This window comes from Streptomyces sp. NPDC012510, assembly GCF_042955065.1.
Classification (GTDB): domain Bacteria; phylum Actinomycetota; class Actinomycetes; order Streptomycetales; family Streptomycetaceae; genus Streptomyces.
In genome coordinates, this window is sequence record NZ_JBIBEN010000029.1 from 95364 (window position 1) to 109497 (window position 14134).

At 72.1% G+C, this 14134-nt stretch carries 11 protein-coding genes and 2 pseudogenes; 4 read left to right on the forward strand and 9 right to left on the reverse strand.

Annotated features, from left to right (window positions below):
- Positions 1–53 precede the first annotated feature (53 nt).
- Positions 54–923: pseudogene (locus tag ACFY9I_RS37270) on the forward strand (ThuA domain-containing protein); the annotation flags it as partial.
- Positions 924–951: 28 nt separating this feature from the next.
- Positions 952–1281 (forward strand): MarR family transcriptional regulator, encoded by a 330-nt coding sequence (locus ACFY9I_RS37275; protein ID WP_391010391.1) that lies wholly within the window; start codon positions 952–954, stop codon positions 1279–1281.
- 104 nt (positions 1282–1385) lie between these two features.
- Here ACFY9I_RS37275 and ACFY9I_RS37280 read toward each other — a convergent pair whose 3' ends face one another.
- Positions 1386–1526 (reverse strand): hypothetical protein, encoded by a 141-nt coding sequence (locus ACFY9I_RS37280; protein ID WP_391010397.1) that lies wholly within the window; start codon positions 1524–1526, stop codon positions 1386–1388.
- A 449-nt stretch (positions 1527–1975) separates the two neighbouring features.
- Positions 1976–2881, reverse strand: a complete 906-nt coding sequence (locus ACFY9I_RS37285) for an alcohol dehydrogenase catalytic domain-containing protein (RefSeq protein ID WP_391010364.1) — start codon at positions 2879–2881, stop codon at positions 1976–1978.
- Between the two features lie 420 nt (positions 2882–3301).
- On the opposite strand from ACFY9I_RS37285, the gene ACFY9I_RS37290 reads away from it, so the two are divergent.
- Positions 3302–3658: a MerR family transcriptional regulator gene (locus ACFY9I_RS37290; protein WP_097289521.1), complete on the forward strand. Its 357-nt coding sequence runs from the start codon at positions 3302–3304 to the stop codon at positions 3656–3658.
- Between the two features lie 385 nt (positions 3659–4043).
- Here ACFY9I_RS37290 and ACFY9I_RS37295 read toward each other — a convergent pair.
- The 7 genes and pseudogenes from ACFY9I_RS37295 to ACFY9I_RS37325 all read right to left on the reverse strand — a co-directional run bounded on the left by ACFY9I_RS37295 (position 4044) and on the right by ACFY9I_RS37325 (position 10488).
- A pseudogene (locus ACFY9I_RS37295) lies at positions 4044–5310 on the reverse strand (acyltransferase).
- A 97-nt stretch (positions 5311–5407) separates the two neighbouring features.
- Positions 5408–6601 (reverse strand): alpha/beta hydrolase, encoded by a 1194-nt coding sequence (locus tag ACFY9I_RS37300; RefSeq protein WP_391010367.1) that lies wholly within the window; start codon positions 6599–6601, stop codon positions 5408–5410.
- Between the two features lie 159 nt (positions 6602–6760).
- The gene (locus tag ACFY9I_RS37305) at positions 6761–7477 is read right to left on the reverse strand and encodes a class I SAM-dependent methyltransferase (protein ID WP_391010369.1); all 717 of its coding nucleotides are present in this window, start codon (positions 7475–7477) and stop codon (positions 6761–6763) included.
- A 124-nt stretch (positions 7478–7601) separates the two neighbouring features.
- Positions 7602–8300, reverse strand: coding sequence for a response regulator (locus ACFY9I_RS37310; protein ID WP_391010372.1), 699 nt, complete (start codon positions 8298–8300; stop codon positions 7602–7604).
- A gap of 57 nt (positions 8301–8357) precedes the next feature.
- A complete protein-coding gene (locus tag ACFY9I_RS37315; protein ID WP_391010374.1) occupies positions 8358–8513 on the reverse strand; it encodes a hypothetical protein in 156 nt (51 codons plus the stop codon).
- Positions 8514–9154: 641 nt separating this feature from the next.
- Positions 9155–9673: a hypothetical protein gene (locus ACFY9I_RS37320; protein ID WP_391010377.1), complete on the reverse strand. Its 519-nt coding sequence runs from the start codon at positions 9671–9673 to the stop codon at positions 9155–9157.
- Entirely contained in the window at positions 9670–10488 is an 819-nt protein-coding gene (locus ACFY9I_RS37325; protein WP_391010394.1) for an FtsX-like permease family protein, read from the reverse strand. Before ACFY9I_RS37325 ends, ACFY9I_RS37320 begins: the two co-directional genes overlap by 4 nt.
- Positions 10489–11163: 675 nt before the next feature.
- Here ACFY9I_RS37325 and ACFY9I_RS37330 point away from each other — a divergent pair.
- Positions 11164–13962, forward strand: a complete 2799-nt coding sequence (locus ACFY9I_RS37330) for a hypothetical protein (protein ID WP_391010380.1) — start codon at positions 11164–11166, stop codon at positions 13960–13962.
- Positions 13963–14134: the final 172 nt, after the last annotated feature.

Here is a 14134-nt window from a genome sequence, read left to right on the forward strand (position 1 = left end):
CAGAGGGCGCCACTCGACTTCACATTCACCACCGATGAGAGGACATACACAGCATGCGATCGATCAACCGACTGACCACGTCAGTCGTCGGAGCGGCCGTGCTCCTGGGCTGCGTCTCGGGGCCGGCCGTGTCACAGGCGAAGCAGGACGGCACACGGGTGCTGGTGTTCTCCAAGACAGCCGGCTTCCGCCACGGCTCGGTCTCCGCCGGCATCGAGGCGGTGAAACAGCTCGGTGAGACGGGCGGCTTCACGGTCGACGCGACGGAGGACGCCAGGGCCTTCACGGCCGACAACCTGGAGCGCTACGACGCGGTCGTGTTCCTGTCGACGACCGGTGACGTCCTGAACGCCGCCCAGGAGACGGCCTTCGAGGGCTACATCCGCAGTGGCGGGGGCTACGTCGGCATCCACGCGGCCGCCGACACCGAGTACGACTGGGCGTTCTACGGCGGGCTCGTCGGTGCCTACTTCGACTCGCATACGTGGTGGCCGATGCGCGCCACAGTGCACGTCGAGGACCATGCCCACCCGGCGACCGCCAACCTGCCCACCACCTGGAACCGCACCGACGAGTGGTACAACTTCCGCTCGAACCCCCGGGAACGGGTCCGCGTCCTGGCCTCCCTCGACGAGTCCTCGTACTGGGGCGGCAACATGAACGGCGACCATCCGATCGCCTGGTGCCAGAACTACCAGGGCGGCCGCTCCTTCTACACCGGCGTCGGCCACAGCAAGGAGTCCTTCGCCGAACCCGCTGTCCGTCAGCACCTGTTGGGCGGAATCCAGTGGGCCACCGGCGCCGTCGAGGCGGACTGCCGGCCGAAGAACGGCTAGCGGCGGCTCTTCGACGGCACGGCCGCGTCGCTGTCGGGATGGCGGCAAGCGGGACCGCGCGCCTTCGAACTGCGCGACGACGGAAGCGCACAAACTGTCCGGCGCCGACTTCCAGATCCTCGTCGCCCTCACCGACACCCCCGACGGCCGGCAACGATTCCAGGACCTCGCCCACACCATCGAGTGGGAACAGAGCCGCCTGTCCCACCAGATCGCCAGGATGACCAAACGCGGCCTGGTGGCCCGGGAAGAATGCGCCGAGGACGGACGCGGCGCCTTCGTCGCCATCACACCGGCCGGCCGCAAAACCATCGAGGCCGCCGCACCCCACCATGTGGCCACGGTCCGCCGCCTGGTCATCGACGCCCTCAGCCCGAACGAACTCGCCACCCTCGCACGGCTCTCCAACCTCATCGTCGAGCAACTGGACAACGAGCCACCGTGACCCTCACCGCGGTCCTCGCACTGGTGACACCGCCGCTTACCGACTTCGCCCGTCTCAGAAGACCCATGAGACAGCCAGACATACTTGCCCTGACGCAGCTGCTTTCAGTCGGCATCGGGGTGCGCGTCGACCACCCCGTCGACCGACGCCGTGGTGAAGATCGGCACGTCGACCACTCCGGCCTGAGAGGTGCCGTACCTCACCTCTCGCCACTCCGCGGGCTTGATCCATCCCAGGGTCCGCATGTGGTCGAACTCGACTCGCCTCCAAGCCGACGGGTTCGTGGATTCGCGGAGGTGATTGACCGGGAACCCGCTGGTCCCCGGCCTTCAGAGAGGGCGGGGACCAGCGGGTTCGTGATGGTGCGCAACAGCCTGCCACGGAGCGGGAACACTGAGTGCCGCTCAGGCGTTCTATGAGTTGCACGCCACGCGGCGAGGGCTCTCAGATCCACCGTGCGGCGGCAAGCAACCTCGTCCGGCGTCCTCCCCGGCCGGGGTTTTCCCTTTGGACGACGGCTCATGTGCCACGTGCGGTGCCCGAGTGCAGGCGGCCTGCTTGACGAGGCGCCATGGAGATCGGCCCGCTCCGGACCGCCCGCTCGCCGGTACCGATCGAGGGCACGCTCGCCACGCAGGCCCGCACGTTGCGAGTTACCTACCTCGTGGGCCTGTTCAGATACAGATCGGCCTGTTCAGATGCAGATCACGATCTTTCCTCGGGTGCGCCCACGCTCGGCGTGCGCGTGGGCATCGGCGATCCGCTCCAGGGGGTAGGCCTGTTCGATACGGGGTGTGTAACGGCCTTGCCCGCCCAGTTCCGCCGCCGCGGACAGGAGAGTGGAATCGTTCACCGCGTTGACCACATGCGTGCCCAGGCGCTGCCCGCCTGCATGGTCGGCGACCGTCGCGACGCGCTTCGGGTCGCCCGCGATCGCGACGAGGTCGTTCAGGGAGCCGGAGGCCGCGGTGTCGAGCACGATGTCGACGCCGTGCGGAGCGAGGGTGGTGAGGCGCTGTGCGAGGCCGGGGCCGTAGGTGGTGGGAACGGCGCCGAGAGAGGTGAGGAACTCGTGGTTGCGTTCACTGGCTGTCCCGATCACAGTGGCACCTTGCGCTACCGCGATCTCGACCGCCGCGCTGCCCACGCCTCCGGCGGCGCCCTCGACGAGGAGGGTGCGCCCCGCGAGGGGGCCGAGCGCGTTCAAGCCACCCATCGCGGTCACGGACGCGAGACCGGCGCCCGCGGCCTGCTCGTCGTTCCACGTGGCGGGGGTGTGCGCCCAGGCCGAAAGGATGAGCAGCTCCGCGGTCGCGCCGGTGACGCCGCCCAGCCCGAAGACGCGGTCGCCGATGCTCACCCCCTGCACCCCGTCACCGATTTCGTCGACCACGCCGGCGGCGTCGCGCCCGGGAATGGCGGGCAGCTCCAGGGGAAGCAGCTGGTGCAGGGCGCCGGCGCGCAGCTTCCAGTCGATGGGATTGACGCTGGCCGCCGCGACGCGGACACCTATCTCACCGGGTCCGGGGTGAGGGTCGGGGGCATGCTCGATCACCAGGCTCTCCGCTCCGCCGTATTCATGGAACCGGGCTGCGCGCATAGTGCTCTGCCTCACTTTGACGGGCCGGAAAGACGTGTTCATCCGACGCTCGTCACTCTAGAACCTGACGTTGACGTGAGGTGCAAGCCGCAACTGCCGCCCGGCCGGAGGAGGGCAGGCGCGGATGGGTGAGGTTGCCGAGCGGGCGGGGGTGAGCGTGGGGGCCTGCGCCACTACGAGGGATCACGCCGCCCGTCACGGTCGACACCCATGTGCCCTCGGGCGGGCTCGGCGATCCCGGCACGACGCGAGGACTGCCGTGTGTACGTGAACCGCGTGAACGCCCTCGGATCCGCCACCGGGTCATTCTCGGTACCGGCGACGGTTCGATCGGCCCCCAGGGCTGCCCCCGGAGCCGGTATTGCTAGCCTAAACCTGACGTCAACGTGAGGTACGAGCGGGAAGGGAGTGACCTGCGTCATGCGCATCGGACAGCTCGCCAGGCGGTCAGGGGTCAGCGTGCGGGCCCTGCGCTACTACGAGGAACAGCGGCTCCTGGAATCGGCGCGGACGCCCGGTGGGCAGCGTGACTATCCCGACGAAGCGCTGGAGCGGGTCCAGCTCATCCAGGACCTCTTCGCGGCCGGCCTCTCCAGCCGTACCGTCGTCGAACTCCTGCCGTGCGTGAGCACCGGCGTCGCGACCCCCGCCATGCTCGACCAGCTCATCATCGAACGCGACCGCATCGCCGCACGCATCCAGGACCTGACCCGGGCCAAGACCAAACTCGGCCGCGTGATCGAGAATGTGACCGCGGCGAACGTGGCGCAGGACTGATCGACCCGTCGCGAGGGGTGGGGCCCCGACCTGTCCGGCATCTACCGGGCACTGGCCGGCCACGGGAAGCCCCAGGCGTATCCGGAGGCCGTCGAAACAGCGTTCGTCGCTCTCGCTGCCCCGGACACACGCCGGGCAGCGGTGGGCAGGGCAGGCCGCGGCTGACCACGGTGCGGCGGTCGTCGTCGGTATCGCGCTGGTCAAGGAGAAGGTCGGTGGCGGTTGGAAGACCGGTGCCGCCGAGGTGTCCGACAAGGTGCGCTGAACGCGGGGCGGGTCGGCCCGCTCCGTGAGTCCGGGGTCCGGTGGTGGTAGTACGCCACCGGGCCCCGTTCGCCGTTCCGGAGAGGCAGACGCCCGCCCAGGCCCGCTGAGCGAAGGCGTCTCAGACAACCGTCAGGGCGTAGCAGGCGAAGGCCGCCGCCAGTGCCGCGACCGCCGTTCGCCGGGGTCCCCGGATACCGGTCCAGGGTGCTTCGAAGCGGTGGGTGAGGCGGGCGATGCCCAGCAGGGTGGCGGCGATGAGGGGCAGCCAGGTGAGGCGGGCGAAGAGCCAGGCGGTGGTGTCCGGGGGTGTGGTGAGCCCGGGTAGGGGGCCGCCGAGGAATGAGCCGGGCACTGCCAGGGTCAGCAGGGCGGTCTGGTGCCAGCAGAAGATGGTCATCGCGGAGAGGTTGATGGCCACGACCGCCGCCCACAGCACGTGCCGGCGCCGCAGCAGCGCGTCGAGGCGTTCCCGCAGCAGGATCGCCGCGCCGCACTGCACACAGGCCAGGGCGAGCACGAGCAGTGACGGCGGGTGGGAGTTGGTGCGGTCCGTGCCCGGCACCCCGACCATGCTGGCCGGGTAGTGGAAGGCGAGGAGCAGCACGGCGAACAGCGCACCGCCACCGAGCAGCATCAGCCGGGCGCTGCGCCGGCCGAGCCTCCCCTGCCTCGACGCCCAGTTGGTAGGCGAACAGCCAGCCCGGACCGAGGTTGAGCAGGCCCAACCAGGACGGCACGCTGTCCGACCAGGGGCCGTAGCGCAGCAGGTCCACGACGGCGACCGAGCCGAGCAGCGGTGCGGCGGCCCACCCGCCGTACGTGCGGGCCGCGCGCACGCACCAGGGCGTGAGGGCGGTCACCAGCAGGTAGACGCCGACGAACCACAGCGGCTGGACGACCAGCACCACGCCGGTGCGCAGGGTCACGGCCGGTACCCCGCCGACGTACAGCACCGGCAGGAGTACGGCCCACACCGCGGCGACGCCGAGGACGGGGCGGCCGAGGCGGGCCAGCCGCCCGCGCAGCCAGGCGCCCGTCGGCACGCCGCGTTCGGCGGAGCGGCGCAGGGACAGGGCGGAGGAGCAGCCGCCCACCAGGAAGAAGATGCCGAGCGTCTGGAGCACCCAGCTCGCGGGGGCGAGGAAGCCGAAGGTGGTGAGCGGACTGGCGTTGTGCAGCGCTCCTTCGGGGTCGCGGGTGAGGCCGCCGAGGAGCCAGTGGCCGACGGGCACCGAGAGCAGGGCGGCGGCGCGCAGTCCGTCGAGGGCACGGTCGCGGTGGGCGGGGGTGCGTGCCTCGATGCGGGTGGCCGCCGTGGCCACCTCGTGGCGCAGCCGTTCGCGGGCCGTGGATCGACCGGTCCGCTCGGCCCGTGCCGGGGCCATGGCACGCGCGTCTTGTCCAGGACGCAGCCGCCGGCGCATGCGCGTCGTCCCGGGGCGCCCGGGTCTCGGCCGCGTGTCCGCGGCCCTCACGGCGAGGTTACGAAAGGTCATGGCGGCAGTCCTTTGTCGCGTCCGGGCTCGGACGGGCGCAGCTGACGGTTCGGTAGTGGCCGAGCGCGATGTCCGCGAAGTTGCGCAGGGAGGCGGTGCCGGGGGTGAAGTAGCCGGTGTGGCCCTCGGCCCGGTCGGAGGAGACGACGCGGGCGCCGAAGCCGGGATCGGCCGGATCCGCGCCGTGGCCGAGACCGAGGAGTTCGATGGCGGGGACCCGGCGTATCCAGTCGGTCGTGTTGCGGGCGGTCGCCCACAGCCGTGCCCGCGCCCCGACGGGCACCTGGTCGGCGTGGTCGAGACGCATGCCGGGCGAGGCCGCGACCACGAGGTCGGACGCCTGCCGCTCCGTCAGTCGGCGGGCGGCGGCGCCGCACAGTACGGAGCCGTAGCTGTGGCAGAACACGGCGGGCGGTGGGGCGGCCGGGCGGGTTGTGGCGGCCAGGCCGTCGAGGAAGCGGAGGAGCCGGGGCGCACCCTCTTCCGCGAGGTGTCCGGTGGCGGCGTCGTAGCCCACGCCGACCGGGGTCGTGTAGCCGACCCACGCGATCACCGCCGTGGGGTCCGCCGGTGCGAGCCTGGTCATCTCGGCGCGCAGGTTCCGGGCCATCGTGGCCGCGGCGTCGTACGAGGCCAGGTCCGTGTCGGAGCCCGGTACGACGACCGCCACCCGACGGGCGGTCCGCAGGTCCCCGTACACCTCGGCGACCTGCCCACGGCCCCGCGGGTCGAAGGCCAGGACGCGGCGTCCCGGTGCCAGGAGTTCGGCGTAGGCCGCCGCCCGCGTCCGGGCCTGTCTGCGGGTGCTCTCGGGCTGCCCCGGGTCGGCGGCGCGGGCCTGTTCACGGGCCCGTTCCGCGGTGAGCGCCCTGGCGTTCGCGACGTACCGCAGCTCGGGCGGGGCGCCGTCGAGGCCGCCCACGACGAGCGGGTGACGCTCGGCCAGCGCCGTCCGCTGTGCCGCCGTCAGCCCGGCGAGGAACCGCGCGATCTGTGCCGGAGCCGTTGACACCGGCTCCGGCAACTGTCTGCCGAACGCGTGGTCGGCCGTCCACGCCGCCGTGCCCGGGGGCGGGCCGGTGACGGCGGTCTGTACCTCGCCCGATACCCAGCCCGCCGTCCCCGCGCCCATCGACAGCACAAGGGCGCAGGCGGCCAGAGTGCGCTGGAAGCGCTTCACGATGTGCCTCCCCGTTTCCGTCCGCTTTCGTGGGCCGCTTCTGGTTCTGGCGGCCCGGTGGGCGGAAGGTAGGGAGCGGGCCTGGCGCTCGGCGTCACACCGGGGAGCCAACCTGCGGGTAGCACCCCGGTAGTGGGTGCGCGGGGACGGTACGGGGCGTCAGCGCAGCGTGAAGAAGATCATCGGATTGTCGCGGCTGTCCCGGACGGGGTGCCCCAGGGCCAGGGACCGCTTGACGTCCCTCAGCCGGTCGTGGATCTCGGGAGCGTGGGCCCTGGAGGCGGTGAAGCAGACGTTCTCCCGCTCGGCCAGCCAGCGCAGCACCACGGCGCCCTCGGTGAACGGCAGCGCCCTGCGCCCGTGGAAGACGTCGTGGACGCACACCGGTATGCCTGGCCGCAGGCGCGGGAACAGGTGCTGGATGTACCAGCGGGCGAAGCTCGCGGAGTGTGCCGCGTCGATGAAGAGGAAGTCCGCGGTGTCGGGGATCTTCTCGACGTTCTCCCGGGCGTCGCCCTGGGTGAAGGTCCAGCGGCCTGCCGACAGGGTGTCCGGCACCTCCCGTACGACGTGGTCGACGATGTCGTACGAGTACAGGTGCCCGGTGCCGTTGTCGCGCAGGGCACGCAGGATCCAAGTGGTGGACCAGCCGTGGAAGGTGCCGATCTCCACGACCGTCTCCGGGCGGGCCTCGCGCAGCAGGAGGTAGGTGATCTCCGCCTCGATGTCGTCGAGCTGGGCCCGCATCGAGGTGGGTGGCGCGAGCAGCGCGCGCTGCCCTTCGCGGGCCCGGTCGAGGTCCTCGGCGAAGGTGCGGTAGAGGCGGCTGACGTGGTCGAGGTCGATGGGCCGGTGGTTGGTGGATGGCAGGTACATGCGTCACGCTCCCGCGAAACCGTTCCGTGTTCGGACGCGGTGATGCTGGGGCGTGGGCAGGGGGCCGCACGTCACACTCGGGTGCCAATTCCGATGTCACACCCGGGTATGACCCGGCGGGGGCTCAGGCGGTCGGTGCTCCGGGCACGATGAGGCCCGACTCGTAGGCGAGGACGACCAGTTGGGCCCGGTCGCGGGCGCCGAGCTTGGCGAGCAGGCGGGTCATGTGGGTCTTGACGGTCTGCTCGGCCACCACCAGTCGCGTGGCGATCTCGGTGTTCGACAGACCCCTCGCCACCAGTGACAGGACCTCCGTCTCCCGGGGCGTGAGGCCGTTCAGCCGCTGTCGGGTGGCCCGGTGTGCGACAGGGCTGCGCCGCTGGGTGACGTCATCGATGAGGCGACGGGTGACGGACGGCGCGAGCAGCGCGTCACCGGCGGCGATCACCCGCACCGCTTGCACGAGTTCGGCGACCGGCGCGTCCTTGAGCAGGAAGCCGCTGGCACCGGCATGCAGTGCCTCGTAGACGTAGTCGTCGATGTCGAAGGTGGTCAGCATGAGCACCCTGGGCCGGTGCACCACGCCGGGTGGCGGGTCCAGCAGCTGCCGGGTGGCCTCCAGCCCGTCCATCTCCGGCATGCGTACGTCCATCAGCACCACGTCCGGATGCGTATGGCGGCTCACCTCGACACCGCGCAGGCCGTTGGGCGCCTCTCCCACGACGTCGATGTCGCTCTGCGCGGACAGCAGCGCGGCGAATCCCGAGCGCACCATGTCCTGGTCGTCGACGACGACCACCCGTATTGTCCTGCCGCTTGTCATGCCGCCTTCTTCCGTTCCGTCACTACGGCGAACCTGCGGGGTGGCAGGTCACCGGGCTCAGTGGCTTGCCGCGGCGAGCCACTGAGCGGCGGCCAGAGCGGCCACGGCCAGCACAGTGACCCGCGCCAGATGCCCGTTCGTGCGCGCGCCGCCCTGCGGTGCACCGGCCTCGCCGACTCCGCGTCGGCTCCCGGCGCCTGTCGCCTTGGCCATGCCCGACTCCTTTCACCGTTCGCCCGGTATGCCACACCACCCGGCCCTTCGCGGGGCCGAGTTCAATTTTCCCGTCCCGACGGGGAGCTCCGCCTCGGCCGAACGGCCGAAACCCAAGGGCAGGGACCGCCTCAGCCCTGGCCGAACGGCGGATGGCGGGCTTCTGCGGGCCCACCGCCGAACTCCTTGTGCGGCGCATGCCGCGCCCGGGAAGCAGAGGACGGGCGCGCCGACTACCTGGAACCGGGGCGCCTCAAGGGAGTTCCGGAACGACGGCGGGAAGACAGGGAAGGTCGCCCGGGCGACGCCCCGTCGGTTGTGCCGCACGAGTGGTGCGGCGGTGGCGGCCGCCCCGACGGGATGCTCACCGCGCCCTCGACCCGCGACGGCGACCATCTGGGGCCACCGGTTCCCGAACCGGTGGCCCTCGCCCGCCTCGTCCGGCGGTTCACCTCGACGCGGTAGGACTCCGCGGTACCCAGCCGCACCCAGCCGCACTCCCACCTCGATCGAGGGTGGCATCCGAGTGTCCCGCGACCGCGCAACGGCCCGTGGTCGCCGAAGAACCCACCCAGTCGCCATGGCGCCCCCTCCCGGACAGGCGGCTCCAGCGCTCTCGTGGCGCCGACGTGGCGCCGTCGTCAGTCGGCGCTCTGCTCCCGGTCGGCGGTCACCCGGCGCAGGAGTGGCCGGCTGCCGCCGATCGCGGTGAACATGGCCAGGGCCCCGACGGCCGTGCAGACGGCGAGTTCGATGGCGCCGGAGGTGTTGAAGGAGGCGCCCACCAGTTCGTTGAGCTGGTGGGCGCCGTAGACGCCCGCAGCGAGGGTGCCGCCGGCCAGGACGACGAGGGGGATGGCCGTCTCCCGGATCCTGGCTCTGTCCAGGACCTTCAGGGGTGTGCCGGCCAGGCGCATCAGGCCGTAGACACGACGGCGGTCGAGGACGTTCGCGGCGGCGGTCAGACCGGCGGAGGCGGCGGCGACGAAGAAGCTGAGGACCAGAGTGGCGGTGCTCACCGAGGTGATGCGGTCCACGACCGCGACATCCTGGGCGGACAGGTAGTCCTGGGTGAGGGGGTAGGTGCCGTGTGCCGCGGGAGCGAGCGCGGTGACGGCGGCATCGAGCCGTTCCGGGCCGCCCGGGACCTCGGCGATCACCCCCGGGGTGCCGAACGCAGGTTGTCGGAGGCCTCGTCGCTCACAGCGGTGACGCGCGCGGTCACACCTGCCTGCCGCAGGAGGGCGCGGGCCGTCTCGGCGGTGTGCCGGGCGCTCGTGGCGTCGGCCGTCGCGATTGCGACCTCGTCCTGGTGGCCGCTGGTGCCGAAGGCGAGCGCGCCGACGGAGAAGAAGCCGGCGACGAACCCGGCCAGGACCAGCCCGCTGACGGTACGCCAGGCGCCGCGTGGATCGTCGCTGAGATGGCGTGCGGCGAGCAGCGTCGCAGGACGGCGGGCGAAGCGCCCGGCGATCCGTCCGAGCCGGTCCACCACCCAGGGCCCGACCATCCAGTACGCGCCGTAGAACAGCAGCAACAGGGACACCAGTTGACGCATGCTCAGACTGCCCCCGGCCTGCGTAGACACGAGGATGTAGACGAGGGCGGCCGCGAACAGGACGAGGCGGGCCATCCGCGTGCGGCGCGGGGCGGCCTGCTGGGCCACCCCCAGGGGGGAACTCGCCACCTGACGGAGCATCGAGATCGCGCTGGCGGTGATGAGAGCGGTCACCGCGGCCACGACGGCCAGGAGCCAGGGCGGGCCGACCCACAGGTCGTCGGCGTACCAGCCGCCGATGCCGTACAGCACCTGGGCCAAGGCGGGCACGAGGGCCCCGTAGGCGAGTGCCCCGGTCAGCGCTCCGGCCGCGCCGACGGCCGTCGCCTCGACAGCGGTCATGGCGATGATCTGCGAGGGGGTGGCGCCGGCGAGGCGCAGGGCGGCCAGTCTCTGCTCGCGCTGGGCGGCGCCCAGGCGCCGGCCGCCGACACCAGCACGAGCACGGGCATCACCAGCAGGACCGCGCCGAGCAGCACCGTCTCTTGGTCGCTTGAGGTCAGCAGGCTCGCTCGGTTCCCCCGGAAGGCGGCCACCGTGGCGCGTTCGGTCATGCCCGTGTCAAGTGGAGGCGCCGGTGACGGCGGCGATGCACTCGAAGTTCGGTCGTGGTGCAGCAGAGTGAGCTCCCGCAACTCGGCCGTGGTGGCCCACCGAATCGACGGCCCCGTCGCTGCGGTGGTATCCGCGCCGGCTGAGCCTCCTGGACCCGCCAGTGGGCCGGGATCGGCGCGTCCAGGTGCGGTCGGGTGAGGCGGTTGCCCAGGCCTCCCTCTCCGCCGACTCCCGCCCGGCAAGGAGGGGGTGGGACGCGCCCGTCATCAGCACTCCATGCCCCTACGCCACCTACCGGGCGGGCACGCCGCCGTACCCGCGACTGGGGCCCAGCGACGGCCTTCACCTGCACGGACGTTGGCTTACCGACAGTCCAACTACCCCTGATTACACGTGTTCTGTTGTGCGTATTGGGCGGAAGTTGTGCGAATGCCGTGCGAGGAGGTGCCAGGGCGATCGAATGTGCTGGATTTGGTGCGTCGGGGGAGCCCGGGGCCCTGGGGGTTCTAAGGGCACTGACCATGAGGAGGAACAGAAGTGATCCGTGTCTCGCGCGTGACGGCCGCTGTGGCAGCGGCCCTCGCGCTGGCGCTGGCGGCGCCGGGGGCGGCGCTGGCGGCGCCGGAACCAGACCCCGGGCTGCCGTCCGCTCCCGCGTCCGCAGGGCTTCCCGAGGGCTGGCAGACCACCGGGTCCGGGGAGTCGGCAGAGCTGGTGTGGCGCTCGCCCGAGAAGGTGCCGGTGGGCGATGCCCAGGTCGAGTTCCTCAGCGGGGAACGCCTGTTGGGCACCCCCAGACCCGCCGCGGACGGGCGCACCTTCCGGCTGCCGCTCGACGGGGTGCGCCTCGGAAGGACGGACGACCTGCGGGTCGAGGCCGCGGGGCGCCGTCTGGACGCGGCCGGAGCGAAGGCCGCAGCCCGTGAGCGCCGCGGACTCGACAGCTCATCGGGCCCGTCGCGCCTGCCCCAGGCCGCGACCGTGAACAAGGTCGACCCCGGTGTGGCCGGCTCGTTCCGTACGACCAGCGGTGAGTACTCCCTGCCCTCGGTCCACCTGCCCGGCTACGACACCGAGGTGGAGATGAAGGCCGTGGTGGTCGCACCGGAGGGCGCCACGGGCAGCCGCCCACTGGCGCTGTTCCTCCACGGGCGCCACGCCACCTGCTTCAAGGGCGACGACCTGACCCTCGAATGGCCGTGTCCGGCCGACCACGAGCCGGTGCCGAGCTACCGCGGTTACCTGCACGACCAGCAACTCCTGGCCTCCCAGGGCTATGTGACGGTCTCGATCTCGGCCAACTCCATCAACGCCCAGGACTGGCAGGCCGGCGACGCCGGTGCCCAGGCCCGCTCCTCGCTGATACGGCTGCACCTGGCCCACTGGGCGGACTGGGCCGCCGACCCGTCCACGGCCCCCGACGTCGTACGACGGGCGCCCCGTGCCGACCTCGGGCGGGTGCTGCTGGTGGGCCACTCCCGTGGCGGTGAGGGCGCCGACAGGGCCGCGCTGGACAGCCTCACCCCGCCGCCCGCCGACCAGGACGGCTACCACGGCCGAACCCGCTGGACGATACGCGGAACCGTCCTCATAGGCCCCACGATCTTCGGCCAGAACCCCGCACCCGATGTGCCGTCCGTGTCGATCCTGCCGGGCTGCGACGGAGACGTCATCGACCTGCAGGGCGAGTACTACGTCGACGGCACCCGAGGGGTCAGCCGCGGCAAGGCCCTGCACAGCGCGGTCTACATGACGGGCGCGAACCACAACTACTTCAACAGCGAGTGGACCCCCGGCCAGGCCACGGCACCCGCCGACGACGACTTCTCCTACGGCGGCGACGAGCACGACCCCCTGTGCTCGCCGGGCACCGCCACCCGGCTCACCGCCGAGCAGCAGCAGAAGGCGGGCTCGACGTACATAGCCGCCGCGGCCCGGCTGTTCGTCGCCGGTGACGACCGGGTCCGCCCGCTGCTCGACGGGTCCCCCGCGCGTGCCGCCTCCGCCGGACCCGCCCGCGTCCTCACCCACGCCGTCGGCGCCGCCCGCTCGGGGGCGTTCCTTCCCGCTTCCTCCGCCACGGTCAGCGGCGGCCGGCTGTGCGCCCAGGTGGACCCGGACCCGAAGGTCTCCTGCCTGGACCCCGCCCTCAGAACCGCTTCCCCGCACTTCACCCAGTGGCGGAGGGTGACCCCCGGCAAGGAGCCGGACCGGTACGCGCTGGCCATGAACTGGAGCCGCTCCGGCACCGCCACCAAGCTCAGCCCCGCCCGCCCGGTCTCCCTGTCCGGCGCGACGTCGCTGAGCCTTCGCGTGATCGTCCCGCCGAACACCACCGGCACCGAGCTGGATGTCGCCCTCACCGACACCTCCGGCAAGCGGGCGAACCTCGGCCGGGTCCGCGTCGACGGCCTGCCTGGCACCTCCCGCACCTCCTCCTACTGGGCGCGTGAGGTCCGCGTACCACTGTCCGCCGAGACCCGGAAGCGCATCGACCTCGGCCACGTCAAAACCCTGCACCTGACCCCGCGTACCGAGTCCGGGACGGCATGGCTGGTGGACGCCTACGGCTGGCGCCCCGGCACCCCCGTCGTCGAGCCCGCGAAGCTGGCGCGCGTGGACGTCGGCCACCTGACCGTCAAGGAGGGCGACTCCGGCTCGCGCACCTACCAGGTGCCGGTACGGGTGTCCGGGTCGGGCAGCGGCGAGGTCCGGCTGTTCGTGGACGAGCCGGGCAGTGACTTCCCCGTCGCGCGCACCGTGAAGGTCCGGGCCGGCACGCACGTCGACGTACCGGTGACGGTCGAGGGCAACACCCGCTACAGCTCCGACACGGACCATCGGGTGGCCGTCAAGACCGTACGCGGCGCGGTGGTCGGCTCCTTCCTGGGCGGCGTCACCGCGCAGAACGACGACCCCCAGCCCACGGTGACCATGACACCGGTCGCGGACCAGGTCACCGAGGGGCAGCCGCTGGTCTGGCGGATCACCCTCTCCGCCGCCGCCGACGTGGCCATGTGGACGGACCTGCAACTGCTGTCCGTCTCCGACGGCACCGAACTGTCCACCGAGGACGTCCCCGCGACGTGGCTGGACGAGCACTTCGAGGCCGCGCCGGATCCCGAGCGACCTCTGTCCGCAGCACTGCCGGACGGCGCGATGCTCATGTCCGAAGTGCCCGCGGGCAGCCTGAGCATCGACGTGTCCGTGCCCACCGTCACCGATCAACTGAGCGAGGACACGGAGTCGTTGCGCCTGCGCCTGTGGACCTACGACGCCGACGGAGCGCCGGTCGAGGGCCCGGAGTTCACCGGCACGGTACGTGACGCCTCCTAGCGGAGCACCCGTACCGTACGAGGCTCCATGAGGTGCCGTCGGGCCCCCCCCCCCCCCCGGGGGGGGCGCCCGCCCCCCCCCCCCGCCCCCCCCCCCGGCCGGCGGGGGGGGGGGGGGGCCGGGCCGGGCCGGCCCCCGGGCGGGGGGCCCGAACTACCGGCACCCCCGCCCC